25 protein-coding genes are annotated in these 23,291 nt (G+C 64.7%); 5 read left to right on the forward strand and 20 right to left on the reverse strand.

The window, feature by feature from the left end; genetic code table 11:
- Positions 1-2: 2 nt before the first annotated feature.
- Both ACA097_RS09440 and ACA097_RS09445 read left to right on the forward strand, forming a co-directional pair.
- Positions 3-1,091: an anhydro-N-acetylmuramic acid kinase gene (locus tag ACA097_RS09440; RefSeq protein ID WP_371369919.1), complete on the forward strand. Its 1,089-nt coding sequence runs from the start codon at positions 3-5 to the stop codon at positions 1,089-1,091.
- A gap of 104 nt (positions 1,092-1,195) precedes the next feature.
- Complete coding sequence (locus ACA097_RS09445) at positions 1,196-2,146, forward strand: transposase (RefSeq protein WP_371369921.1); 951 nt, start codon at positions 1,196-1,198, stop codon at positions 2,144-2,146.
- A 109-nt stretch (positions 2,147-2,255) separates the two neighbouring features.
- Here ACA097_RS09445 and trpC read toward each other — a convergent pair whose 3' ends face one another.
- The 3 genes from trpC to ACA097_RS09460 are packed head-to-tail and all read right to left on the reverse strand — an operon-like array spanning position 2,256 to position 4,731.
- Complete coding sequence (gene trpC, locus ACA097_RS09450) at positions 2,256-3,092, reverse strand: indole-3-glycerol phosphate synthase TrpC (protein ID WP_371369923.1); 837 nt, start codon at positions 3,090-3,092, stop codon at positions 2,256-2,258.
- The gene (gene trpD / locus ACA097_RS09455; protein WP_371369925.1) at positions 3,089-4,138 is read right to left on the reverse strand and encodes an anthranilate phosphoribosyltransferase; all 1,050 of its coding nucleotides are present in this window, start codon (positions 4,136-4,138) and stop codon (positions 3,089-3,091) included. The genes trpC and trpD overlap by 4 nt, the downstream gene beginning before the upstream one ends.
- Positions 4,135-4,731, reverse strand: coding sequence for an aminodeoxychorismate/anthranilate synthase component II (locus tag ACA097_RS09460; RefSeq protein ID WP_371369927.1), 597 nt, complete (start codon positions 4,729-4,731; stop codon positions 4,135-4,137). Before ACA097_RS09460 ends, trpD begins: the two co-directional genes overlap by 4 nt.
- A gap of 498 nt (positions 4,732-5,229) precedes the next feature.
- Between ACA097_RS09460 and ACA097_RS09465 the strand changes: the two genes are divergently transcribed.
- A complete protein-coding gene (locus ACA097_RS09465) occupies positions 5,230-5,847 on the forward strand; it encodes a hypothetical protein (protein WP_371369929.1) in 618 nt (205 codons plus the stop codon).
- Positions 5,835-6,212, forward strand: a complete 378-nt coding sequence (locus tag ACA097_RS09470) for a helix-turn-helix domain-containing protein (RefSeq protein WP_371369931.1) — start codon at positions 5,835-5,837, stop codon at positions 6,210-6,212. Before ACA097_RS09465 ends, ACA097_RS09470 begins: the two co-directional genes overlap by 13 nt.
- Before the next feature lie 15 nt (positions 6,213-6,227).
- Here ACA097_RS09470 and ACA097_RS09475 read toward each other — a convergent pair whose 3' ends face one another.
- The 4 genes from ACA097_RS09475 to ACA097_RS09490 form a co-directional block, all read right to left on the reverse strand.
- Positions 6,228-6,722, reverse strand: a complete 495-nt coding sequence (locus ACA097_RS09475; RefSeq protein WP_371369933.1) for a type II toxin-antitoxin system YhaV family toxin — start codon at positions 6,720-6,722, stop codon at positions 6,228-6,230.
- 21 nt (positions 6,723-6,743) lie between these two features.
- Positions 6,744-6,953, reverse strand: coding sequence for a hypothetical protein (locus ACA097_RS09480; RefSeq protein ID WP_371369935.1), 210 nt, complete (start codon positions 6,951-6,953; stop codon positions 6,744-6,746).
- A gap of 390 nt (positions 6,954-7,343) precedes the next feature.
- Complete coding sequence (locus tag ACA097_RS09485; protein ID WP_371369937.1) at positions 7,344-7,862, reverse strand: lysis system i-spanin subunit Rz; 519 nt, start codon at positions 7,860-7,862, stop codon at positions 7,344-7,346.
- Positions 7,859-8,371, reverse strand: coding sequence for a glycoside hydrolase family 104 protein (locus ACA097_RS09490; protein WP_371369939.1), 513 nt, complete (start codon positions 8,369-8,371; stop codon positions 7,859-7,861). The genes ACA097_RS09485 and ACA097_RS09490 overlap by 4 nt, the downstream gene beginning before the upstream one ends.
- A 90-nt stretch (positions 8,372-8,461) precedes the next feature.
- Between ACA097_RS09490 and ACA097_RS09495 the strand changes: the two genes are divergently transcribed.
- A complete protein-coding gene (locus tag ACA097_RS09495; protein ID WP_371369941.1) occupies positions 8,462-8,614 on the forward strand; it encodes a hypothetical protein in 153 nt (50 codons plus the stop codon).
- Here ACA097_RS09495 and ACA097_RS09500 read toward each other — a convergent pair whose 3' ends face one another.
- From ACA097_RS09500 to ACA097_RS09560, 13 genes are all read right to left on the reverse strand, one after another.
- Positions 8,615-8,851 carry a hypothetical protein gene (locus ACA097_RS09500; protein WP_371369943.1) on the reverse strand — a complete coding sequence of 79 codons (237 nt, stop codon included), beginning with the start codon at positions 8,849-8,851 and terminating at the stop codon, positions 8,615-8,617.
- A complete protein-coding gene (locus ACA097_RS09505) occupies positions 8,851-10,611 on the reverse strand; it encodes a hypothetical protein (RefSeq protein ID WP_371369945.1) in 1,761 nt (586 codons plus the stop codon). Before ACA097_RS09505 ends, ACA097_RS09500 begins: the two co-directional genes overlap by 1 nt.
- Positions 10,611-11,366, reverse strand: a complete 756-nt coding sequence (locus ACA097_RS09510) for a hypothetical protein (protein ID WP_371369947.1) — start codon at positions 11,364-11,366, stop codon at positions 10,611-10,613. The genes ACA097_RS09505 and ACA097_RS09510 overlap by 1 nt, the downstream gene beginning before the upstream one ends.
- Positions 11,367-11,369: 3 nt before the next feature.
- Entirely contained in the window at positions 11,370-12,368 is a 999-nt protein-coding gene (locus tag ACA097_RS09515) for a hypothetical protein (RefSeq protein WP_371369949.1), read from the reverse strand.
- Positions 12,368-15,934: a hypothetical protein gene (locus tag ACA097_RS09520; protein WP_371369951.1), complete on the reverse strand. Its 3,567-nt coding sequence runs from the start codon at positions 15,932-15,934 to the stop codon at positions 12,368-12,370. The genes ACA097_RS09515 and ACA097_RS09520 overlap by 1 nt, the downstream gene beginning before the upstream one ends.
- Positions 15,935-15,983: 49 nt before the next feature.
- Positions 15,984-16,385 (reverse strand): hypothetical protein, encoded by a 402-nt coding sequence (locus tag ACA097_RS09525; protein ID WP_371369953.1) that lies wholly within the window; start codon positions 16,383-16,385, stop codon positions 15,984-15,986.
- A complete protein-coding gene (locus tag ACA097_RS09530; RefSeq protein WP_371369955.1) occupies positions 16,385-19,969 on the reverse strand; it encodes a tape measure protein in 3,585 nt (1,194 codons plus the stop codon). The genes ACA097_RS09525 and ACA097_RS09530 overlap by 1 nt, the downstream gene beginning before the upstream one ends.
- A 78-nt stretch (positions 19,970-20,047) precedes the next feature.
- Entirely contained in the window at positions 20,048-20,800 is a 753-nt protein-coding gene (locus ACA097_RS09535) for a hypothetical protein (protein WP_371369956.1), read from the reverse strand.
- A gap of 30 nt (positions 20,801-20,830) precedes the next feature.
- Positions 20,831-21,052: a hypothetical protein gene (locus tag ACA097_RS09540; RefSeq protein WP_371369957.1), complete on the reverse strand. Its 222-nt coding sequence runs from the start codon at positions 21,050-21,052 to the stop codon at positions 20,831-20,833.
- A 54-nt stretch (positions 21,053-21,106) separates the two neighbouring features.
- A complete protein-coding gene (locus ACA097_RS09545) occupies positions 21,107-21,583 on the reverse strand; it encodes a hypothetical protein (RefSeq protein WP_371369958.1) in 477 nt (158 codons plus the stop codon).
- Positions 21,583-22,188, reverse strand: a complete 606-nt coding sequence (locus tag ACA097_RS09550; protein ID WP_371369959.1) for a hypothetical protein — start codon at positions 22,186-22,188, stop codon at positions 21,583-21,585. Before ACA097_RS09550 ends, ACA097_RS09545 begins: the two co-directional genes overlap by 1 nt.
- On the reverse strand, positions 22,185-22,736 hold the full coding sequence (locus tag ACA097_RS09555; protein WP_371369960.1) for a hypothetical protein: 552 nt from the start codon (positions 22,734-22,736) through the stop codon (positions 22,185-22,187). Before ACA097_RS09555 ends, ACA097_RS09550 begins: the two co-directional genes overlap by 4 nt.
- A 1-nt stretch (position 22,737) precedes the next feature.
- Complete coding sequence (locus ACA097_RS09560; protein WP_371369961.1) at positions 22,738-23,289, reverse strand: hypothetical protein; 552 nt, start codon at positions 23,287-23,289, stop codon at positions 22,738-22,740.
- Positions 23,290-23,291: the final 2 nt, after the last annotated feature.

Here is a 23,291-nt window from a genome sequence, read left to right on the forward strand (position 1 = left end):
CCATGCCGCTGTATCTGGGAGTGATGTCCGGCACCAGCCTAGATGGTCTGGACATCGCCCTGGTCGAGCAGGGTGACCACACCACTCTGCTCGCTTCCCACTACATCCCCATGCCCGAAGGCCTACGCGCCGATCTCCTGGCTCTATGCGCCAGCGGTCCCAACGAGATTGCCCAGAGCGCCTGCGCAGAGAACGACTGGGTTCGCCTGGCCGCCCAGGGCATCAAGGAGCTGCTGACGAATCAGCAGCTCTCTCCCGCACAGATCCGCGCCATTGGCAGCCACGGGCAAACCGTGCGCCATGAGCCGCAGCGTGGATTCACGGTGCAGATCGACAACCCCGCCCTGCTGGCCGAACTGACCGGTATCGACGTGGTTGCCGACTTCCGCCGCCGCGACGTCGCCGCCGGCGGCCAGGGCGCCCCGCTGGTGCCAGCGTTCCACGCAGCCCTGTTCGGTGATCAGCGCCAGCGCGCGGTGCTCAATATCGGCGGGTTCAGCAATGTCTCCCTGCTCGCCCCCGGGCAACCTGTACGCGGTTTTGACTGCGGCCCCGGCAACGTGCTGCTGGATAGCTGGATCCATGACCAGCGCGGCGACGCCTATGACCGCGACGGAACCTGGGCGGCCAGCGGCAAGGTGAATGACGAGCTCCTGCGCCGCTTCCTGCGCGACGACTTCTTCGCCGCTCGCGGACCGAAGAGCACCGGCCGCGAGCGCTTCAATCTGCTCTGGCTGAAGGCCAAGCTGGCCGAAGGCCCTGCCCTGCCGGCCGAAGACGTACAGGCGACGCTACTCGAGCTGAGCGCCAGCAGCATCGCCGAATCGCTGTTGCATGCGCAGCCGGACTGCGAAGAAGTGCTGGTTTGCGGTGGCGGTGCCTTCAACCCCGAGCTGATGGCACGTCTGGCTGCACACCTTCCGCGGGCCCGCGTGGGCAGTACGGCCGATTACGGCGTACCGCCGGAGTGGATGGAGGCCATGGCGTTCGCCTGGCTGGCGCATCGATTCCTCGAACGTCTGCCCGGCAACTGCCCCGAGGTGACCGGCGCCTCCGGGCCACGCATTCTCGGCGCGCTCTACCCCGCCTGAGGCAGAAACAAAAACGCCGCGCAGATCAGACTGTGTGAAAACCTAGCCGTCTGAGCACAAGCCAAAGACAATGCCCGTATCGATCGATACGGGCATTGTCGTTCATGGGCTATATCCGCGGTGAAGGCCGTGATCAGGGCAGCTTGTTTCCAGTGTCGCTGGATGAGTGGGTTCCCGAAGAACATCTGGTCCGCGTGATCGAGGCCTATGTGGCGCGGTTGGATCTGCAGCGACTGGGCTTCAGCAAGGCGCAGGCGAGCAGGGTCGGACGCCCGGCCTATGATCCGGCCGACTTGCTCAAGCTGTACCTGTATGGCTACTTCCAGCGAATTCGCTCCTCGCGCCGACTGGAAGCCGAATGCCAGCGTAATGTCGAAGTGATGTGGCTGCTGGGCCGCCTGGCGCCGGACTTCAAGACCATTGCCGACTTCCGCAAGGACAATGGCGCGGCGCTTCAGGCGAGCTGTCGTGCCTTCGTACAGTTCTGCCGCCAGGTCGGGTTGCTCGGTGGTCAGTTGGTGGCCATCGATGGCAGCAAATTCCAGACGTGCAAGGATGCGGGCATCACGGCGTATGTACCGCCGAACCGTGGTGTCAACAATCACGGCAATGGCACGGCACTGTTCGACCGCAGCGCCTTCAACTACGACGCGGAGCACGACCGCTATCAGTGCCCGGCAGGCCAGTGGCTCCCATTCAAGCAGGCACGAGGCACAGAGAGGCTTTATGCGATCGCCGGCGACTGCCGCGCTTGCCCTTTGAAGGCGCGTTGCACGAATAGCCAGCGTCGCCCTCTCAGCCGTCATTCCCATGAGTCAGCGTTCGAGCGCATGCAGCAACGCCTGAAGGCCCGGCCGGAGATGATGGCCAGGCGCCGATCCATCGTCGAGCACCCTTTCGGCAACTTGAAACAGTGGATATTCGGCAACTGCCGCTTCCTGCTGCGGCAGTTAGCGGGTGCCAGGACAGAGATGGCCCTGGCCGTGCAGGCCTACAACCTCAAGCGCGCGATCCAAGTGCTCGGCGCTCGGCGCCTGATCGAACTGATGGCCTGAGGCTCCCCAGAAACACCAACGCCCCGAATCGGTCGGGGCGTTGGTATGGCCTCGCTCTCAGCGTGTTCTCACACAGTCTGATTCGCGGGCCTTTTTATTTTCGCGTGACTCAGTCCGGGTCGGCGCCCAGTACTACGCCACGGCGCTCGGGGAAGAACAGGCGGCGCAGCTCGGTGCCCGGCTCATCGGCGCGCATGAAGGCCTCGCCTACCAGGAACGAGTAGACCTCGCTGACTTCCATCAGCTCGACATCGGCGCGGTTGAGGATGCCGCTCTCGGTCACCACCAGGCGATCGCGCGGGATTTCCGGCAGCAAGTCGAGGGTGGTGTCCAGGCTCACTTCGAAGGTGTGCAGGTTGCGGTTGTTGATGCCGATCAGGCGGGTGTCCAGGGTCTTGAGCGCGCGCTCCAGCTCCTCGCCGTCGTGCACCTCGACCAGTACGTCGAGGTTCTGCTCCTTGGCCACCGCGGCCAGTTCGGCCATGCGCACGTCATCCAGCGCCGAGACGATCAGCAGGATGCAGTCGGCGCCGATGGCACGGGCCTCGACCACCTGGTAGGGGTCGATCATGAAGTCCTTGCGGATCACCGGCAGCGAACAGGCCGCACGCGCCTGCTGCAGGTAGGCGTCGGCACCCTGGAAGAAATCGATATCGGTGAGCACCGACAGGCAGGTCGCCCCACCCTCTTCGTAGCTGCGGGCAATCTCCGCTGGCTGGAAGTTCTCGCGCAGGACGCCCTTGCTCGGCGAAGCCTTCTTCACTTCGGCGATCACCGCCGGTTGCTTGCGTGCAGCCTGCGCCAGCAGGGCCGCGGCGAAACCGCGCGGGGCATCGGCGGCGCGCGCCTGCTGCTCCAGCTCGGCGAAGGAAACACGGGTGCGACGCTCGGCGACTTCCTCGGCCTTGCGGGCCAGAATCTTCTGCAGAACCGTAGGCACAGTCACTGTGCATTCTCCTCTCGGTAAACGGCGGTGAAGGCCGCCAGTTCGTCCATCTTTTCCCGGGCCAAGCCGGTGTGCAGGGCATCATGGGCCAGCTGCATGCCTTCGTGCAGCGAGGTCGCCAGGTCCGCCGCGTACAGCGCAGCGCCAGCATTGAGCACGATCAGCTCGGCGGCTTTCTGCCCGGCCTCGGTCTTGCGACGGCCAAGGGCATCGCGGATCAGCTCCAGCGATTGCTGCGGGCTGTCCACGGTCAGGCCGATCAGGGTCTGGCTGCGGATGCCGAAGTCTTCCGGCTTCACTTCGTACTCGCGCACTTCGCCGTCCTTGAGTTCGGCAACGTGCGTAGCGGCGGCCAGGCTGAACTCGTCCAGGCCGTCACGCGAATGCACCACCAGCACGTGCTTGCTGCCCAGGCGGTTGAGCACCTCGGCCAGCGGGCGGCACAGCGCCTGGTTGAACACACCGACCACCTGGTGCTTCACGTCGGCCGGGTTGGTCAGCGGGCCGAGCATGTTGAACAGGGTGCGCAGGCCCAGCTCACGGCGCGGGCCCGCGGCATAGCGCATGGCCTTGTGGTGGACCTGGGCGAACATGAAACCCACGCCGACGCTCTCGATGCAGCGCGCGACCTGTTCGGATTTCAGGTCCAGGTAGATGCCGGCAGCCTCCAGCAGATCGGCGCTGCCGCTCTTGCCGGATACCGCGCGGTTGCCATGCTTGGCCACCTTGCCTCCGGCAGCGGCGACCACGAAGGCCGATGCCGAGGAGACGTTGAAGATGTTCGCGCCGTCGCCACCGGTGCCGACCACGTCGACCACATTGTCCAGGCTCTTCAGCTTCACGCCGTCGGCGAGCTCGCGCATGACCGACACGGCACCGACGATCTCGTCGATGGTCTCGCTCTTCATGCGCATACCCATGAGGAAGGCACCGATCTGCGCGTCGGTGCAGCCACCGGTCATGATCTCGCGCATGACCGCCTGCATTTCCTCGGTGGAAAGATCGAGCTGGTTGACTACCCGATCGAGGGCTTCCTTGATGTTCATGCGCGCACCCCGCCCTGCTGCTTGAGGAAGTTGGCCAGCATCTCGTGGCCCTGCTCGGAGAGTATGGATTCGGGATGGAACTGTACGCCCTCGACGTTCAGGGTCTTGTGGCGCAGGCCCATGATCTCGTCGATCGAACCGTCTTCGTGGGCGGTCCAGGCGGTGATTTCCAGGCAATCCGGCAGAGTTTCGCGCTTCACCACCAGCGAGTGGTAGCGGGTCTGGGTCAGCGGGTTGTTGAGGCCGGTGAAGACGCCCTGGTCGAGGTGGTAAACCGGGCTGGTCTTGCCGTGCATGACCTGGCGCGCACGCACCACATCACCGCCGAAAGCCTGGCCGATGGACTGGTGGCCCAGGCAAACGCCCAGGAGCGGCAGCTTGCCGGAGAAGCGCTCGATCACCTCAAGGGACACACCGGCTTCGTTGGGCGTGCACGGACCGGGCGAAAGGACGATGCGCTCGGGCTTCAGCGCGGCGATCTCGTCGACGCTGAGCTCGTCATTGCGAATGACGTGGATGTCGGCCTTCAGCTCGGCGAAGTACTGCACCAGGTTGTAGGTAAAGGAGTCGTAGTTGTCGATCATCAGCAGCATTTTAGCTTTAACCTATTGATTTCTTTAGCTTTCACCGCAACTCGCCCTTTTTGATACCCGCACATATACCCACTTTTTCTCGCACTGGGGAACACGGGCTAGGCATTACGCCAATGGCAGGGCGGAACAGCATTAAGACCCGACCGAAGCCGGCAGGAGATGAGTCAGGCGCGCCAGCGCCAACGGGCGAAAGCCTTGATCAGGGAGGTGATGATGCTGCGGAGGTGGATCAAAGTAGCCGTCTCTCTTAGCTATGGGCGGAACAGTAGCCCACCACAGAGGCACGGTGCAATATCACTATATCGAGTAGACGCGGCCTGCATGCCCGTTTGGCACACCTCTCGACCCGCCGCGGAACCACACCTAGCAACTTGCCACGCCCTCGATATACTGTATATAAAAACAGTATTCCATTGACACATGCCTCACCCTGCTCTCATCGCCTGGCGTCGAACTCTCGACGACCATCGCCTGCGCCTGACCTCGCCGACAGGCTACTTGGAAGCCACAAGTGCGCTCGTCCGCCAGGCCGTTGCCGCTGGAGCAGTTGGCGAGGCTGAAGCGGTGGAGATGTACGAGGCAGCAGAGGCCGCACACATGGCAGCGTTAGAGCAGCTTGCGCATCAGCATTACCACCTGGCCAGCGTATACGACATGGCAGCAGAAGACGGGGCAGAGCCACCAGGCTTTGTCTCGCGCGGGACACTCCTGTCGCAAGAGAATGAGCACAGCAGAATCATCGGGCGGATTACCTATCACGATGATGGAAGGCTGGCGATGTACAGCCATACACCAGCCACCTTCCTTGGCTACATCGACGGCCTTGTATGGACTGACCTGCAGGGGCATCAGGTGAAGCTGGTAGAGAGAGGGCGATACGTCGAGGGGAAGTTGGTCGAGTCGATCAGCGATGCGGACACATTTCGGCTTGCGCTTGATGCATTCGCCGTTGCGCGGGAAGCGGGGGATCAGGCACGGATGCGAATCCTAGCCCTTCGGATAAGGCTGGCAAGGTTCCGAATATGCCCGGCGTGCGGGGATAGTTTTGCGATTCGGGAGGACTGCACGCAGTGCGCAGGCCTTGGATTCAGGACAACTGAAGAATGGAGCAGATGATGACGGAGAACATCGTAGATATTCAGAAAGTTCGACAACAGCGAGTACGAGCGATCATGACCGCGATGATGCGGTCGGACGACTTCCCCCTCAGCTTCTCGGCGGAGCACTGCGCTCCAGCCAGGGCAATGCTTGGCTGGAGCATCGAGGCGTTGGCGTTCAAGTCTGGAGTATCGCCTACGGCGATCCGAGATCTGGAGCAGAGGGCGCGACCTCTGCGAAGGGTGACCATGCAGGCCCTGTCCTACGCCTTCGAGCGCGAACAGCTGGTGTTCCTACCTGGACAACCGCCACTGAAGGGAGCCAACTGCGGAGGCGCCACCCTCGACCCAAGGACGCGCCCCGACTATCACCTCATCGAGTGATTGATAGCAAAAACCTCAGCCTTCCCTATCGTCTGATGCAGCGAGCGAGGGAATAGCGAGCGCGCCGCAAGCAGCCAACAAGTCGTCGTAACTGTTGGGCATTTTCCCGCTCGCTAGCATCGCCTTGAAAACCTCGTAGACATCGCGTCGATCACCATCACGCCGGATACAGGTCTCGTCATTTATCCATGCGTAGATGATCGTTTTCGGCGCCTGCGACATGAACTGGAAAAACAGCCGGTAGCGATTCGGCAAGCTGTGCCTTTTCACACGGAACCAATGCTGATACTTCCGCCCCAAGGTGCTGCCTTGCCTGAAAGAGGGATGCGCCGGGTTTGCAGGCACGTTCACCCTGATATTGCTCACAATCGCTTCAAAGAATTTGAAGTCCTGGTGATGATGAAATCCAGTGGGATCGCTCTCAATCAGCTTCCGTACCGCTTTGACGATATCGACTAGCCGCGTCAAAAAGAAAGGGTGGGCATAAAGGGCCCACCCGTTCTCAACCATTACCGCGCGTTCCGTCAACGATTAGCCCTCAAGCAATTCACGCTGACGATTCGCTTCCGCGAGCTTCTGGATCTCATCGATCTCATCGAAAATGCTACGAGGGATCGGCTGAATACGCCCAGGATTGGTCTTGATATCAGCGTCAAGCATCTCGAAGAAAGCGCCTTTGGCGTTGATATCGTGTCGACGGGCAGCAAACGCCTCAAAGCTCACGACTTTTGCCTTCGACATATTTTTTCTCCTCAGGCTCTGCCTGTCATCTTAGGTCCGGTACCACCGAACCCCACCCCAGACTGAATCGTTTATTTAGGGCGCAAAAAACCACGCAGCGCGTGGTGAGTACGTACAGTTTCAATGCCCAGCCTGGGAATCCGCATGCTTGCGAGCCAGCTAGCCCTTACATGCGAACGCTACAAATGGAATGTAGCTGTTACTGATTTAAACACCAACGCGCGACATAGGTTCATTGAAAAAATCAATTGCGAGGTGCCACTAGGCTGCACCTGATCCCCAGCACAGCGTTTGCTCCGCAAACGCTGTGCTGGGGATCTGTTGCAGCGTGTGTGCATTGGGGAAAGGCATTCTAGCAAAGCCAGTCAAGAGCCTCCAGAGCTAAATCAGCTAATTTTTATTACCCAGCGCCCTGAACCATGCCTGTAAGCTACTCAGCCTTATGGCGCAGGCATCTGCGTCGGCAGCGAGACGGGCAAGATCCGCTGCAGCCGCTGGCTGAAGTTCGGCGTACTGGGCTCCATCATCCAAGCCGGTGCCGCTGCCGGCGGTGGACATTCCGCCGCCGGCACAACTACCGGCAACGACTGGGACCCGCATCCGCTGCTGAGCAGCAGCAAGCTGAGCAGACAGCCGGTCATTAACTTCCTGCGCATGGCGTAACTCTCCGTACCGCTGTTGATCGATGCCGTCGAACTGCAGCTGCAGCTCCTGGCGTTGCTTCTCGCGCTTGGCCAATTCGACAGCCACCTCCTGGCTGATCTGGCCGCGCTCTTTCTCGAACTGCAGCTGAACCGCCGCAATATCCGCTGCGGCAGTGCTGCCACGCCACGACCAGGCCAACCAGTAGCCGCATCCGAACGCGATCAGCACGGATAGCGCGCCCGCAGCTAGGGTGGCTCGGCTCATGCCATCACCCCGCCAGCCGCGCGATACACACGAATGCAGTCATCGAGCGAGCGCATGCGCTGATCCTTCTGATTCGAGCCTGGGAGGCTGGCCCACAGCGGCGCGCATCGCGCGATGGCCTGCCGGATGCGACCGGCTTTCACGTCGTCCAGCGCACGGAACTCGCGGATCAGCTGGATTGCCCAGCGATCCTGCGAACCCGGGCCAAAGTCGGGCAGGCCAAGCTGCCCCTTGTAGTGCGCCCAGTCCTTGAGCATGAACTGATAACGCCCCGAGGCGTTCGAGGTCAGGCCCTTGCGGTTGATCTGCTTGCTCGGGCGCCCCTTAGCGAACGGGTGGTCGCTGTAATCGGTAAAGACCTCCGGCAGACCGTTTACGCCGGTCACGATCACGTCGTAACCGTCATTCTTCGTCGCCGGGCTAATGCTCGTCCCTTCACACCAGGCGAGCATGTCGAGGAAGGCGCGCACATTCTGGCCGCCTGCAGCGGCCGCAGAGAGCATCGGCATAGTGCTATCTCCTGAAAGCAAAAGGCCCGCGCTAGGCGGGCCGGGTGGCTGAAATTTGCTATCCTTCGGCCGCCAACAGGAGGGCGACCGATGAAGGAACAACGGAAGCTGCGCGGGCTGCGCGCACACGTCGACGATCTACTGAGCCAGGGCTGGCGGATCACAGCCCGCGAGCCGCTGGCCCTGAAGCGAGGCCAGCAGCGCCTGCACTACCGACACGGGATGCTGATCAGCGTCGCCTGATCAAACCTCGAAGTCGTACTGCGGCAAGTCCGGCGCCTGCCCCATCACCTGGCCGTCGACCAGGAAGGCGATCTGCCCGGCCGCCACGCTGGTGCCACGCGCGACGACCTGGCTGCCCGTGCGCAGCTGCAACACGCTGGTGCCGGCGGCGGTGTCGACGCTGACCACCTCCCCGACCGTCTTGGCGCCGCCCGGCAGCAGGCCGATGAAGCGTTTCCAGGGGTTCACCGTAGCCATCAGTTGCTCCCGTAGTGGCGTTCGATTTTCAGCGTCTGCCAGACCTTGCTTGCCCCGACGCCCTCAGCGGTGATATCGCAGCCCAGGCATAGGCCGCGCCAGGTGGCGTCGGGGTCGCGAAACTCCACCAGCATGCCCGGCTGTACCAGCCCCGGTGCGCTGCCGCCCAGTTCGAAGAGCGGGATGCGCCGCGTCTCGATGGCCTGGCTGCCGCCCTTGGACAGCTCGCAGATCCCACGCGAGCGGCCCACGTCGGTCCCGGTCATCCAGTCATCCATGACATCGGGCGCCGGCTCTTCACCGGCCGTACCGGCGCGGCGCACCTGCACGCTGACCCCGTAGTTGGTGCCGCTGACGTAGACGAAATTCCACTGCGGCTGTGGGCTCCACTCGCTGCCCCACTCCGCGACGATCTCCGCCGGCACGATGCAGTCAGGCACCGCCGTGCTCCAGAACCAGGTCGCCTCCCGGTAGCGCGGCAGGATAGTCAGGGAGTCGTCGGCAAGTCCCGGCCGCACGATGCCGCCCGCCACCTCGGCCAGGCGGTGGATCACCTCCATGGCCGTCATGTCGGTGTAGCTGAAGGCGCCGGCCGGCAGCGTCCAGTCCGGCGGCCCCATGGCCACCGTGTCCCAGCTGGCGGAAAACCCGGTGTACTCCAGCTGGTCGTCGACCACGTTGCGCGCGTTCACCTGCGAGGCGTTCATCCCGCTGCGCTTCGGCGCGTAGGGCGTTGCCAGCAGCTGCGTGCGGCTGCCGCCGCTGATCGAGTAGCGCTCGCTCGGGTGCTTGCCGCTGCCGCTGTAGCGCTCCATCAGGAAGCGCCACACCCAGCCATTGATTGTCAGCTCCAGGGTCTTCGGGCCGTCCGCATCCGGCAGCACCAGATTCAGCGAGGTGCGGCCGAAGAGATCCGCAGAGAAGGTCCAGGCGAAGCTGTCGATGTCCAGGCCGATGCGGATGTTGGTGGCATCCAGGGGCGTGCCGCTGGGCAGCACCGTGAGCGTCACGGTGTTGGCGATCATGTAGGTCTCCAGAATGTCGGGCTCTTGCGGCGGATCGATCACCACCACAGGCCCCGGGTAGTCCGGGTAAACGATGCCGGTCGGCTTCGGGTCGGTCGGCGTGCCCCAGCCCCACGGCATGGTGCGCATCTGGTCGATGATCCGCGCCGGGGTGAAGCGCACCACCGTGCCGCTGTCCACCGGCTGGATGGCATGCGGCCGTGCGGTGTAGCGGAAGTCGAAGAACACTGCAGCCGTGGTACTGGGGATGTAGCGCTCTCCCGAGAAGGAGAACTCCACCACTCCGGCCTTCGGGATGTAGAGGCTGGCGGCTCGCTCGGCTGCCGCATCGAAGCGCTGACCCAGCTCATCGCTGCGGAACCAGGCCTGCCCACTGGCGGTGTCCTTGCGCGCCGGCTTCGGGTTGTAGATCAGCCGTAGGCGGACGTCCTGCCGCTTGATCGAGTGATCCCAACCCAGGCGCTGGGCCAGGTCCTTCAGCGCGACGGTGCCCCAGCTGCAGCCGCCGGCCGCGTCGAGGCCGCTTCCCTCATCCCAGCTTGATCCATGCCCTTGATCGGCCGCAGCCACGGTGTCCCAGCGGGCAGCCAGAGAGGCGCTCCGCTCCTCGCCCTGGCCCCAGGGTGCTGCGGGGGCCACTTCCTTCGCGGCTACCGTCCCCCACATCGAGCGGCGCTCAGGATCGAACTGGCGGCGGGCCTTGCTCCAGCCCGCCACTGCGTCATGGGTCAGCATTAGGTGAACTCCACAGGAATGGGGCCGCGCCCTTGCGGCGGGTAGTAGCGGTGAACCTCGGCGCGCGCCGTACCCAGCGGCTGCGGCCCCAGCAGGCTGTCATCCCACCAGGATGGCTCCGCAGCGGGCAGTTGCCCGACCTGGGTGATCCGATAGATCCAGCCCATGAAGACCGTGGGCCGAATCAGGTCGCCCTCGGCGACGTTCAGCGACGGCTGGAACACGGTCCCCCAGGCATCCATCGCCACGACGTACACCTGGCCGGAGCCAGCAACGCGCAGATCCATGTCTAGATCGCCGGCCACCGTGGCGCCAAACCCCGCCACCCGCCACTCGCCACTGGGCACTCGCTCAAGCGCCACGATGTCCCGGTTAGCCGGCACACCGTCTACTTTCACCGTCGCCAACAGTCCTGCCGGAGTCCCGCCACCGCTACCCGATCCGTCGTTGAGGTCCATTGTCAGCACAACGTCCTCACTGATCACGGGATAGCGAGCGGCAGCACGCGCCGGCGCGACCTCGTCCTTGGCCAGCAGCAAATGGGGAATATCGACAGCTGTCGACAGGAACTTCTGCGATGCCGACGCCACATCCCGGCAGATGAAGAGTGCCCGGACCGTCAGAGTGTCAGGCGACAGCAGCATCGCCAGCTTCGGCGTAGCGGTCGCCTCTCCATCGCGCGTCAGCCGCACCGAGAGCGTGCGCAGAGCCAACGTCAGCGGATAGGGGATAATTACAGGGTCAACGTAGATCATGACTCACCCCCAGTCCGCCGCATCTAGGCTCGCGAAGAAGCCCAGGTCCTGGGTATACCCGAAAATCGGCAGCCACTGCCGCCCGCCCGGAATGTTGATAGGCCTTACTCGGCCCTGCCAGGTATTGGTCAACCCCAGCGTCACAAGCACTTCAGACAGTGGCGAGATCGACAGGCAGGGTTCGGTGATGAGCCCGCGCAGATACCCCGCAATCGCGGCCTGGCTGCTGGTTGTCGCCCCATTCAACCCCGACCCGAAGCACGCCAGAGCAGCGCGAACAGGCTGCAATCGAGCCGGATACACCTTGGCGCGGAGATTCTGATAGAAGCCTGCAATACGCGAGTCGCCGAAGTTCGCCCCCGGAGCAAAGTAGCGTGGTGCAGCCCCCTGGTCGACAACCCCAGTGAAGGGATTCCGAAGGCAGCAGCCATAGGCCTGTGTGAACCAGCCATTGCCCGAAGTGTTGTAGCCGTTGCCGACTGAACAGAACTCCGCGGGACCGCTCAGCCCCATCGCATTGATGTATCGCCCGAAATACTGCGCCGAATAGGTGATGGCCGAAATGGCATTGGCGGACGTGGTGCTGGTCACGTACCCCGCTTGATAGATGCAGGTTTTCTCGTCGGCGACGACCATCCAGTGGTTGATCAACGAATTCTGCAGATAGTGAAATCCGCGGGTGGTCTCAGAGGAACCGTCGTACCAGTAGGCGGAACGACGGTTCACCCCACCCGCCAGGCCTGTCGTGCCATCGGTGACCGACTCCATGATGTAGATGCCGACGAACTCTGCAGAGCTATTGCGGACATAGTTGACGAAGCCATCACCGTTGCCGAGGCTGAAGCCGGCGGGGATGTCGTGCCCAACCGTCCATCCAGCACCTGGCTTGCCGCCATAGCCCGTCACCAGGCAGGCCATCAGGATCGTGCGGATCTTGTCGAAGTGGTCGCCGGTCAGCGCCGGCGCCCCCGTGTCCAAGCTCGTATAAACACGAACAGTCATCAGTCAGCATCCCCTCGAATCTGCAGGCGGAACTGGTCGTCATCGACCGTGCCCTGACCGCTCAGCACCGTGCGCGCCAGCCACACGGGCCCCAGCGCCGAGTCGGTGTCGAAGCGCACCGCATTGGCCGCCGCCCAGCCGATCCCCCACCCTTCTTTCTTGATGGTGAAGTACGGCGTATTGGTCTGCGGGTTGATCGGCGCGCAGTCCGCCGCCGTGTTGCCGGTGGTGATTACGCCTAGCTTTTCCTCGACCACCTGGAACTGCGACGCGCTGGTGAACACCAGAGCCCACTTCGCGTCGATCGCCCCCATGTTGGTGATGATCGGCGGATAGCTGAGCTGGTCGTAATTGGCCGTGGTGGTCTCACCGATAGGCGCGGACGTCCAGTTCGGTGCACCGGTGTTCCACGCCTTCTGGGTAAACCAGTGGTGATAGCGTGACTGCAGGTCGCCCCAGCTCAGCGCGCTCGACACCGTCGTCTCGTTCGCCGGCAGGCTCCACGGCACCGGCGAAGCCAGGCCGAGATCACCGCTGATCTGCACCTCGGTGCACATGGTCATGTGCTCCACCCGGTCCTGAATCACCAGCGGCAGGGTCAGTGGGTTGCCCGACTCATCCTGCAGCACCAGAGGATTGGCCCAGGTCACCCGCCCCTGAACACGGTCCACGCCGTAGCTCGCGGCGCGCAGGGCCAGGCCGTTGGCATCCACGACCTCGATGGCCGCCTGCTGCTGCCGCGCCAGGTTCACCGTTCCGCCGGCCGATGGGCTGGTCACAGTCGTCTCGGCGACATGGCGAATCACCAGCACGTCGGCCTCACGGAACTGCGGCACCCGCCCATCCGCTGGCAGGCGCACCGGGTCCAGGCCGATCAGGTTGGCGTCCAGCGGCAAGGTCGAATAGACCACACCGTTGTAGCGCAACAGGATCGGGATCACCGGGATGTCGCTGGCCCCGGTCTGGTCGTTCAGGTTCGAAGTGAAGCGCAGCCGCACGATGCCGGTAGCGATGTCGACGGTGCCCTTGATCACCGCGCCGTTGAACACCCCGTTGGCATCCGCCGTCGCCGTCTCCACTGCCGCGGTGTCCACGCGCACCGCCGTGACCTGCAGGCTTCCCGCGCGCAGCGGCGCCCCCGGCGTGCGGAAGGTCATCGCGTTGACGCTGAAGCCGGCGTTGGTGGTCAGGCAAGCCAGCAGCGTGACCGCCGACGCGGCACCGGCGCCGTAGGTACTCAACGTCGCGGTGCGCCCGGCGTAGTCCACCGAGCCCACCGCCACCCCGGCGTTCGTCGTGCTGCTGATGTTCTTGTACAACACACCGGAGCGGTCGACGTAGGTCTCACCGGCGAAGGTGAACAGCAACGAGCCCGGCAGGATGCTCTCCGCGATACCCGGCAGCAGATCGAGCGTCACCGGCGCCAGGGTCTGCACGTCGGTCTGCGCGCCGTAGCTCTGGCCGTTGGCCTGCGCGCGGATGGTCAGCGTGCCGCCGAACGACTCGCGCATGCTGGTGTTGGTGGTGACCAGCTGCAGCGTGTCTGCCTTGAAGCCGTTCTTCTTGGTGGCGTAGGTGTACTCCTTGAAGGTGTAGAGGTTGGCGACCTGCAGGCTGAAGGCGCCGGTGGAGTAGTTGATGCTCCCGGCACGACCGCCCGACCAGGCCCCGGAGCCGTTATCGGTGACGGTGTTGCTCACCTGCACCTGCGAATCGTAGACCGGCAGCGTGTTGCCGCTGTTGGTGACGCCCTTGTCGATGGCCGGCACCGACTGCCGCTGCGTGGTGAGCCAACTGATCTGCACGCTGCCCGGTTTCAGCGGGGCGCCGGGGATGGTGCCCGAGCACATGCCGCCGCTGTCCGAGGTCACCGCCAGCGGGCTGTCGGTGAACGTGCCTTGCTGGTAGGCATGGGTGATCGCGGTGCCGGCATCCGGCGTCGCGCTCAGCTCCATGCTCACCGTGCCGGCGGCGTAGTTGATCACCCCCGAACCACCCGAACCGCTCAGCGTGCCGTTGCCGGCATCGGTGATGGTCTTTGTCACCCCACCGACCTTGAAGGTCGCCGAGTAGGAGCCCGGCAGCAGGCCCTGGTGCGGCAGCGTGCGGTTGATCTTCGCCTTGGCCTGCACGCTGACGCCGGTGCGCTGGGTGAAGGCCGCGCTGTTCTGGCCGACGTAGGCCCAAATCACCGAGCTGCCGACATCCGGCAGCGCGTTCAGGGTCAGCGACACCGAACCGGTGGCGAAGGTCACCGTACCCGTGCCCTCCCCGGTCAGCTCGCCGTTGCCCGGATCGCGCAGGGTCTGCCACTTGCCGAGGGCCATATAGCTGACCTCCAGCGTGCCCGGCAGCGGCGGCGCATCGGACAGGCTCAGGGTGTACACGTAGCCGCGGTTGGACAGGTCAATCGGGATCTCCCCGGTAACCGTTTCGCCGGTCGCCGCGGCGCCCGGCTGATGGGTCGCACTGGCCGCGCCGGTATAGCCGGTGCCCGTGCGCACTAGGTTGATTTCGCCCGTCTCGTAGTCGATGGTCCCGCTGACGATCCAGTTGCTGCCGGAGACGAAGCGCAGGCCACCTTTGCTGTCGTCGGCGAAGGTGCCGCTGTTCACCGTCAGCGACAGCGAGCCAGGCGCACAGCCAGTGCCCAGGAAGGCGCGCGACTGGCCGCCAGTGACCAGAGCGAAGGTCAGGCTGAGCGTCCGGGCCGGGCCGGTGGCCAGCACCAAGCGCCGCTGATAGCCGCCCAGTTGATCGATCAGGGCGTTTTCGCGGGTGCTGCTCGGCACGAGCTGGGCATACACCGACTTGACCTTGACGTTCAGCGCGCCCGCGCTGATCGCTTCCGCGAGCGGGCTGATGCCGTAATAGTGCGCCGCGTCCGCCACCTGAGTGGTCAGCACCTGGGTCTTGGTAACGTTCGCCGCGACCACGGTGCCGGCCGGGGTTGGCGTACCACCGGCGAAGGTGCTGCTCAGTGGCGAGCTGATCTCCAGATCGAGCCGGCGGCGGGTGAAGTTGACGAAGTTGCCATTGCCGTAGTCGTAGGTGAAGGACTCCAGGCGGTACTCCACCGACGTGAGGCGCACGTACTGCGACAGCGAGCCATTCACCAGCTGATAGACCTCGCCGATCTCCGGCAGCTTCTGCTCCTCGCGCTGGATGCAGGCAATCGCGCGCTGGCCCTGCAGCTGGTTGCCCAGCAGCTCGAACGCCGCTGGCACCGCCGGCACCACGAACGACTCGATGGCGTTGCGGGCATCGGCACGCTCGTCGGTCTGAGTGCCGCCGAACAGCAACACCGACACGCGCGGGTCGGCCGGGGCCTTGGTCAGGATGACGTGTGCGCCCAGGTACTGATCGGCATTGCTCGACACTACGCCGGCAAAGGCCTTGCGCAGGTTGATCCGGCCGATGGTGCGATCCAGGCGCGAGATGTCCGGGAAGAGGTTGTTGACCTCGCTGTCGACCACGGCAGTGCCGGTGGCACGGCCACCGCCGTCTTCCTCGTCGGTCAGGCGTTGGGACTTGAGCAGCTTGATGTCGCTGTTGCTGATTGCCATGAGCACTCCAGCCAGAAATGAAAAACCCCGCCTAGGCGGGGTCTGTGGGTCAGGTGACGGTCGGTGCGACCGTGATTAAGCGAAGGGTGATCTCATAGTCCCAGTCGGAATCGGGATTCACCTTGCGCCAGAGAGGCTTGGCATCGAGCGGTGCCTGGCCGTCTGCGCGGTTGAACATCACCGAGAACTCCCGGCCGTCCGGCAGCACCAGCTGCATCACCTTCAGCCGCTCCTCGCGCAAGGCCTCCAGCTGGCGAACCACCAACAGCGGCGTCCAGGCGCCGCCGCCGGATTCCAGGGTGATCGGGCGCCCGTACAACTTGACGCCCTCCTGCACCAACAGCGCCCCGGTGATGGAGCGCTCCTGATCCTGGGACACGGGGTCCCAAGCGAACTCATCGGTCCATTCGATCTGGTCGTCCAGCTCGATGGTGTCGAGCGTCAGTGGCATCAGCTGGTCCTCTTTCCTGCCTGTTCAAGAATCCCCAGCAGCCCAGTGGCGTTCTGGTCGCTGTCCACCGCGACCCGCACCGGCCCGCTCGCCGTCCGCAGTTCGATGATCTGCGTCGGCACGAAGGGCGGCGCCTGAGGCGTGGCGGCCGGTACTGCTGCACCAGCCGACGTTCCGTTCTGCGCGTCGACCCGCTTCTGCTGGTCGGCCTGCTGCCGCTGGAAGTTGGTAACTTCCTCGATCTGCTTGAGCGTCCCGAGGGCCTCCATAAGGTTCTGCACCGCATTCAGGTCCCCGCCAGCCTGCGCGTCCGCGAGCTGCTGCTGCAGATCCCGCTGCCGGCTGGCGAACTTACTGCGGTCGACCGCGTCCTGCTCGCCGCGCAGGCCGGCCAGCTCCTCCTGCAGGCTCACCAGGGTGTCGCGCGAGCCCTTGGACAGCTGCTCCATGCGCTGCTTAGCCGAGTCGATGGTGCTTTCCAGCTGTCGCAGGTCGGAGTCGTTCAGCAGGTTCATGCCGTTGCGGGCCGCCTTGGCCTGCTCTACGAATGAGGCAGCACTGATCTCGCCCTTGTCGTACCCATCGAGCAGACTGAGCAGATCCCGCTTCTGCTCCAGGAACGACACCGCCACCGCATCGCTGTCGGCCTTCATCGTCAGCGCCCACTTGCCGAGCGACGACACCCCCGGCAGCGAGGCGGCGCCTTGCAGCCGCCCCATCTCCTCGCGCATACGCTCCAGCGACTGCGTCGTGCTCTCGACCGAGCTGGTGTCGATCTTCAGGTCAGCCGAGGACAGCCCGCGCATCGTGTCGAAGGCCGCCAGGGCCTCCTGACTGAGCTGCGCCAGGGGCTGCCGGGCCGAAGTCATCACGCTGGCGAAGAAGCCCGCGAAGGCGGTCATGTCTTCCTTCACGAAGCCGGACGCCTGGCGCTGCGCCTCCATGGAGTCACCGATAGCCTTGCGCTGCTCCTCCAGCGAGTCGGTCGCCTTGTCGGTCGACTCGCTGAGGGCATCCATTCCCTCGGCGCCCTGGACGCCGGCCGCCTTCATTTCGGCGATCTTGTCGCTGAGCGCCTTCTGCGACTGATTGAACTCGTCCGCCTTGATCTTGCCGTCGTTGTACAGCTTGTTCAGGGCGGTGCGGATGTTCTGGATGTCGGCGGAGGTCTTCGCGCTGGCGATGGCATTCTGCACATCCTTCAGCGACTCCAGGCCATCGCTGAGATCAGACACCCCAAGGGCAGCGCCGCCGGCCGCCTTGCCCATGTCCTTCAGCTTGGCATTGAGCACGCTGGTCGCGTTGGCGTAGTCATCCTGCGAGAGCTTGCCGGCCTGGAAGGCCTTCAGCAGCACGGTGCGGAACTGCTCCAGCTGCTCCCGCGTCTTCGCCGTACTGATCAGGTCGAGCGCCTGCGCCATGTCGGCGAGGCCCACCTTGCCCTCGCTGATCAGCCGCATCAGCGCATCGTTTGCCGTCTCGACTCCCTTCGCCGCGCCAGTCCCTGCCGCCTGTACCGATGCCGCAGCCTGCGTGCCCACCTCCTTCAAGCGCGAACCGAGCAGGCCGGTGGCCTGGCTGAACTGTTCCTGCGTGAGCGCACCGTCCTGGTAGGCCTTCAGCAGGGCGCCGCGCAGGGCCTCGACTTGCTGCGTGGTCTTCGCCGAGGCGATCAGCTCCATCGCCGAGGACAGGCTACCGATCCGCAGCTTGCCCTCCTCCGCGAGCTTGAGCAGTGCCTGATTCACCGCCTCGGCGGCATCCACTGCGGCGGCGGCCGACTTCTCGGCGCCCGACTTCGCCGCCTCGGCCTGCTTCTCCGCCGAAGACGCAACATCGCCGGACAGCTTGTCCCAGGTGTTTTTCAGGTCTTCCGCGTCCTGCTTGACCTGGTCGACTGCGCCCGAGGCGATGCCGGCAAGTTTCTGGCTGGCCGTATCGAAGGCCTTCGTGAGCTTGTCCCCGCCCAGCGCATCCGGCACCGCCTTGGCCATCGAAGCGATGACCTTGAAGGTCTTGGAGAAGATCCCCGTCATCGCCGCCGCGACGCCCGAAGCGGCCAGCGTCAGTACGTTGAACGCCACCCGCACCGGCGTGGTGACCAGCTGGATCTGCCGGACAGCCTTGTCGACGTTGTCGCCGAAGTTGCTCAGCCAGGTGGCGCTGTCGTCGGTCAGTTTCTTGAAGTCGACCTCGCCCAGCTTCTTGATGAACTGCTCGACCTTCTCCACCCCCTGGACGAAGGCATCCGACAGGCCCTTGGCCAATCGATCAAGGCTGCCGTCCTTGTCCATCTCGGCGATGGTGTCGGCAAGCTCCTCCAGCTTGCCCTTCACGAAGTCCAGCGCGCCCGACTTGGCGATCCGGTTGAGGAAGTTGGTGGCGGTGTCCTGCAGGTTGCTGATCAGGCCGCTCAGGCGGCTCATGTTCGCCGCCGCAGCGCCGGCCGACGAGCGCTCCATCTCGCCGATCAGTTCCTTGATCACGTCGCGGCCGAGCTTGCCCTTGCTCGCCAGGTCCTGCAGCTGCACCACGTTCTTGCCGGTGACCTGGGACAGCATGTCCCACACTGGCACCCCGCGCTCGACCAGCTGCAGGATCTCCTCGGTCTGCAGCTTCTGCTTGGCCCAGGCCTGGCCGACCGCCGTAGCGATGCCAGTCAGGCGATCCATACCGCCGCCCAGCTTCTCCGACTGATCCTCCAGGGCCTTGAACGTCCCGTCCATAGGATCGAGGCCGTAGGCCTTCATCAGCGCGAAGGCATCGGTGACCTCGGACAGCTGCAGTGGCGTGTCCTTGGCAAACTTGGTGATCCAGGCCGTCGCCTGCTCGCCAGCCTCGACCGACCCCATCAGCGCAGTCAGGCGCGTCTGCAGGCCCTCGAACTCGTCGCCGGTCTGCAGCATCGAGACGATGCCACCCTTGATCGCGTCGAAGCCCCGACCGAGCAGCCCCAGCGCGGCATTCACCCCGACGAAGGCGGCGGCATAGGCGACGATCTGGCGCACACCGGAGGCCATGGCGCCACGCACACCGTCGACGCGCTGCCGGTGCTCCTCGGCCGCCTTCGCTGCGGCCTTCTCTTCCGCAGCAACGCGGCGCATCTCGGCGCGGGCCTCTGCCAGCGCCGTCTTGCCCTGGTCGACCGCCGCACCAAGGCGCTGCTCTTCGGCGCTCAGGCTCTTCGTGTCGACGCCCAGCGACTTCAGCTCGCCGGAGAGATTGCGCAGCGCGGTCTGGTTCCGCTTGTAGGCGCGCTCGGCATCCTCGGCCGTCTTGCGCGCCTCGCGCAGGGCGATCCGCTGGCCGGCAGTGGCCGTCTCGTTTTCGCCGATCTCACTGGTCAGATCGGCCAGGTTCGCCTCGGCGGTGCGCCAGGCGCGCTCTAGGTCATCGGTGGCGGCGCGCGTATCGCGCAGGTTGCGAGCCAAGGACCGGGCGCGGCTGTCGTCCTCCAGGGACTTCTTCAGCCGGTCGGCCTCCGAGCGGAGTTCGCTCAGGGCGGCACTGCTGCGCTCTACCTCGCCGCTGAACAGGTCGCGCGCCTTGAGGGTCAGCTGGATCAGGCGTTCCTTGATGGCCATGGCGTACTCACAAACGAAAAGACCCCGCCGAGGCGAGGTCTAGGGAATGGTGGGGTGGGCCGTCCCTGGCCCTGCCAGTCAGACGGGGTCCGGCTGGCGGATGGTGTAGAACTGCGACAGATCGCTGGCGACGCGGGTGAAGTCAGCCAGCGCCTCGAAGGTGATCGCCAAGGGCTGGTAATCGGTGCCGGATACCGGCAGCTCCTGCACCACGTCGAACTTCGCGCGCCAGATGGTGACGTCGTAGACGGCGCCATCCTGCACATCGTTCAGGCCCGCGAAGTGCAGCGAATGGAATCCGCTGGTGCCCGCCAACACCTCCATGGCGCTGGCCTTGATCTTGGAGTAGGTGGCCTTGATGCCGGTGTCGTCGATCTTGCCGCCGCCAATAACCTGGATGCCGTAGGGCGTCAGCAGGTAGTCGACACCCGCAGCGCAAGCAACATCCCCGGCGGTCTTGATGGTGACGGGCTGCGTCACGTCCGGCAGGTCGTCGAACACGATGAGTTCGCCAGCGGTGCCAGCAGTCGGTTGCACCTCATCGGTGACGGTCCCGGCCGCCACACCACGGACCTTGGACGAGAGCGCCAGGGCCAGGGTGGACGGGGTCCAGTCGTAGAGGGTGAAGCTGCCAGTGATGCCGGTAACCCGGGTGCGGCTGTTGTTGTTGCCGACGCCGGTACGGTAGTTCGGCAGGGTCTTCTTCTCGGTCGCGTGCTGAATCTTCAGCTCGTTGCTGTTGCCAGTTTCGAGGAAGCCGGACTGGGCCTGGTAGGCCCGCATGCCGATCATGCCGTAACCGATCAGCGAGCGATCAGGAGCGAGGATCATAGGGGTGGTTCTCCTGTGGGAGTGTGTGGGTTACTTGGTGCGCTTGCGTTCGGCCTGGCCGGCTTCGGCAGGCGCCTCGACTTCCGGCTTAGCCTGCGGCTCTACGACGGCCGAGGCCGGTTCAGCCACAGCGCCAATGCGCTGGGCGTGCTCGGCGCAGGCCTGACTCAGGCACTGCTCGCCGGCCTCGACGATTCGGGACTCGCCGCCCTCGCGGAACGCGAACGGCTTGGTGGTAGTGACTTCCGGCATGACTGCCTCCAAAAGAAAGACCGCCCGATGGCGGCCTGATGGTTGATGCAGCGACTACTTGAACTGCTCGACGTAGCCGACCTGGATAACGAGCTGCAGGGCGCCCAAGGAATGGGCGGGCGTGGGATAGTTGAACTCGGCATCCCCGACCGAGAGGCTGAACGCCTTGCCGCCGAGGGATCGGCCATGGATGAAACCGCCCACGGCCTTACACACCGACCACTCCGCGAGGTCGAACACCACATCGCGCTCGATGCCCGGGTACTCGGCGAAGTCCAGCACCAGCTCCAGCACCAGCTGCCGCTCGCGCCGCCCCGGTGCCGTAGGCGCCGAGTTCTGCGACATCGCTTGCCCGCTCCTCGCCGGCATGACCGACACCACTGGCAGCGGGACCTCGTCATCCAAGTCCTCCATGGACTTGCCGCGGAGCACCGTGCGGATCTCGATGGGGTAGCCGTTCGCCAAGGTGATGCTCTGCAGTCGCGCCACCAATTCGTCGGTGACAATGGTCGAAACGATGGTTGGGGGCATCAGAACAGCACCTTATCTAGGTCGATGTTGAACTCCTCCGCGAGGATGTCCGCCGCCTGCGCCTGCCGGCCGTCGTCCATCATCACGCCCATCAGCGCGGCAGCCGACGGCGCCTGCGCGTTCTGTGGCACCGCCCCCCACGAATAGCGGTAGCGCTTGATGTGGGGGTTACGGGTGCCCGCCCGAACGGCCCGTGCTTTCTCGCTGCGCGTGGCCAGCGGCAGTCGCCGCTTGCTGAGCGGGTTGATGAAGCCGGCCGCGACCTTCTCGCCGTTCCACCAGGCCACCAGGATCTTGGCCCGGGTGCCGGTGGAGTCGGGGTCGAAGGATCGATGCCGGAAGCTGCGCGCCGGGATGCCGTGCGAGGACGGCACGATCTTCCCCATCGGGACATTGCTGGTGGCAGGACGGAAGGCGATGCGGTCGTTGAAGATCACCCGCTTCACCCCAGTCGCGGCGGACATGGGTTCGACGAGCAGGTCGCGCTTGATGCGGCGGCCAGCACGGTTGATCGAATTGATCTCCATGCGGGCGTAGGTCTTCGGGTCGATCCCGAAGCGCTCGGCACCGCCCTCAAAGCCGGTAAAGGCGACGTTCATGCTCATGCTTTCTTCACCCACATGCGCCGCACGATGCGGTCGTCGTCATCGTCGACCAGACCCGTCACGCGCCAGGTCACCCCGCCCACCAGGAACTCCGCACCGACCTGCGGCCGGCCGACCTCAATCAGCGCCGCCTCCAGCTGCGTGCTATAGGCGGATAGCCCAACGTTCTCCGCCGGGCGCTTCACCCCATGGGCCAGGAACACACGGCAGGCGGCCGGCTCGGCTGCCGGCGTCGCCGTCATCGTCGCCGGCAACCCCACCAACTCCTCGCAGCTCAGCAGCAGCTCGGCGCGCTCCCCGGTGAAGTCGCGGGCGTCGTTGATGTAGAGCAACCGAGCACCGTGACGCAGGTAGCGCCCGGCGACCAGGTCAGAGCTGAAGCGTGCCCTGACCTCGACCCGCACACTGGCCCGCAGGCCGGCGGCGGCGGGCGCATCACCACTCTCTTTGCTGCGGATGCCCACCCAGCGCCGTGTTATCTCGACAGGCTGCAGCGAGTCCGACAGGGCCAGCACTGTGGCCCGATGACGCAGGTTGCCAGCTCGCATATCAGAACCTCGCCGGGACTTCGATCTCGGTCAGCAGGGAGTCGAGGAACGACGATGGCAGCTCGGCCAGGATTGTCCCCATCACCAGCGTCTCGCGGAACTCGTAGGCCGTCGCCGCGCTCATCAGCAGCCACATCCGCACACCGGGATAGGCGTCAGGGTCCATGCCGGCCTTGTAGCGCACCCGCAGGACACCAGGTGGCCGGCCGCTCGGGAAGTGCAGCCAGCTCTCCCGCTGCCCTTGCTCCAGGTAGTGCGGCACATCGATGTCTTCGGTCGAGCCGTCGGCGCCGACCCGCTGGATAGCGACGATCTCCGTTGCCTGCCCCACGTCCAACGCATGGCCAGAGGCGTAGCGCTCGGGCCAGTCTTCGACGTACTCCGCCGGACGCACTGCGGCGCCGGTCTTGCCCTCGGCCTGCGCGATCACGCCGGGGATGATGACGAGATTGATCAGCTCGGGCTCCAGATCATCGACCTCGACCCGACACTGCCGCGCCACATCCTCCAGGGTAATCGGCGCATCGCCGCTATAAGCGATACGCCGGGCCATGG

It is taken from the genome of Pseudomonas sp. QL9 (genome assembly GCF_041409665.1).
GTDB lineage: Bacteria > Pseudomonadota > Gammaproteobacteria > Pseudomonadales > Pseudomonadaceae > Pseudomonas > Pseudomonas knackmussii.

Excerpts from the sequence above, each read along its gene's own strand:
- ACA097_RS09440 (WP_371369919.1), top strand. The coding sequence starts at position 3 with ATGCCGCTGTATCTGGGAGTGATGTCCGGCACCAGCCTAGATGGTCTG.
- ACA097_RS09445 (WP_371369921.1), top strand. The coding sequence starts at position 1,196 with ATGGGCTATATCCGCGGTGAAGGCCGTGATCAGGGCAGCTTGTTTCCA.
- trpD (WP_371369925.1), bottom strand. The coding sequence starts at position 4,138 with ATGAACATCAAGGAAGCCCTCGATCGGGTAGTCAACCAGCTCGATCTT.
- ACA097_RS09460 (WP_371369927.1), bottom strand. The coding sequence starts at position 4,731 with ATGCTGCTGATGATCGACAACTACGACTCCTTTACCTACAACCTGGTG.
- ACA097_RS09470 (WP_371369931.1), top strand. The coding sequence starts at position 5,835 with ATGGAGCAGATGATGACGGAGAACATCGTAGATATTCAGAAAGTTCGA.
- ACA097_RS09475 (WP_371369933.1), bottom strand. The coding sequence starts at position 6,722 with ATGGTTGAGAACGGGTGGGCCCTTTATGCCCACCCTTTCTTTTTGACG.
- ACA097_RS09480 (WP_371369935.1), bottom strand. The coding sequence starts at position 6,953 with ATGTCGAAGGCAAAAGTCGTGAGCTTTGAGGCGTTTGCTGCCCGTCGA.
- ACA097_RS09485 (WP_371369937.1), bottom strand. The coding sequence starts at position 7,862 with ATGAGCCGAGCCACCCTAGCTGCGGGCGCGCTATCCGTGCTGATCGCG.
- ACA097_RS09490 (WP_371369939.1), bottom strand. The coding sequence starts at position 8,371 with ATGCCGATGCTCTCTGCGGCCGCTGCAGGCGGCCAGAATGTGCGCGCC.
- ACA097_RS09495 (WP_371369941.1), top strand. The coding sequence starts at position 8,462 with ATGAAGGAACAACGGAAGCTGCGCGGGCTGCGCGCACACGTCGACGAT.
- ACA097_RS09500 (WP_371369943.1), bottom strand. The coding sequence starts at position 8,851 with ATGGCTACGGTGAACCCCTGGAAACGCTTCATCGGCCTGCTGCCGGGC.
- ACA097_RS09505 (WP_371369945.1), bottom strand. The coding sequence starts at position 10,611 with ATGCTGACCCATGACGCAGTGGCGGGCTGGAGCAAGGCCCGCCGCCAG.
- ACA097_RS09510 (WP_371369947.1), bottom strand. The coding sequence starts at position 11,366 with ATGATCTACGTTGACCCTGTAATTATCCCCTATCCGCTGACGTTGGCT.
- ACA097_RS09515 (WP_371369949.1), bottom strand. The coding sequence starts at position 12,368 with ATGACTGTTCGTGTTTATACGAGCTTGGACACGGGGGCGCCGGCGCTG.
- ACA097_RS09520 (WP_371369951.1), bottom strand. The coding sequence starts at position 15,934 with ATGGCAATCAGCAACAGCGACATCAAGCTGCTCAAGTCCCAACGCCTG.
- ACA097_RS09525 (WP_371369953.1), bottom strand. The coding sequence starts at position 16,385 with ATGCCACTGACGCTCGACACCATCGAGCTGGACGACCAGATCGAATGG.
- ACA097_RS09530 (WP_371369955.1), bottom strand. The coding sequence starts at position 19,969 with ATGGCCATCAAGGAACGCCTGATCCAGCTGACCCTCAAGGCGCGCGAC.
- ACA097_RS09535 (WP_371369956.1), bottom strand. The coding sequence starts at position 20,800 with ATGATCCTCGCTCCTGATCGCTCGCTGATCGGTTACGGCATGATCGGC.
- ACA097_RS09540 (WP_371369957.1), bottom strand. The coding sequence starts at position 21,052 with ATGCCGGAAGTCACTACCACCAAGCCGTTCGCGTTCCGCGAGGGCGGC.
- ACA097_RS09545 (WP_371369958.1), bottom strand. The coding sequence starts at position 21,583 with ATGCCCCCAACCATCGTTTCGACCATTGTCACCGACGAATTGGTGGCG.
- ACA097_RS09550 (WP_371369959.1), bottom strand. The coding sequence starts at position 22,188 with ATGAGCATGAACGTCGCCTTTACCGGCTTTGAGGGCGGTGCCGAGCGC.
- ACA097_RS09555 (WP_371369960.1), bottom strand. The coding sequence starts at position 22,736 with ATGCGAGCTGGCAACCTGCGTCATCGGGCCACAGTGCTGGCCCTGTCG.
- ACA097_RS09560 (WP_371369961.1), bottom strand. The coding sequence starts at position 23,289 with ATGGCCCGGCGTATCGCTTATAGCGGCGATGCGCCGATTACCCTGGAG.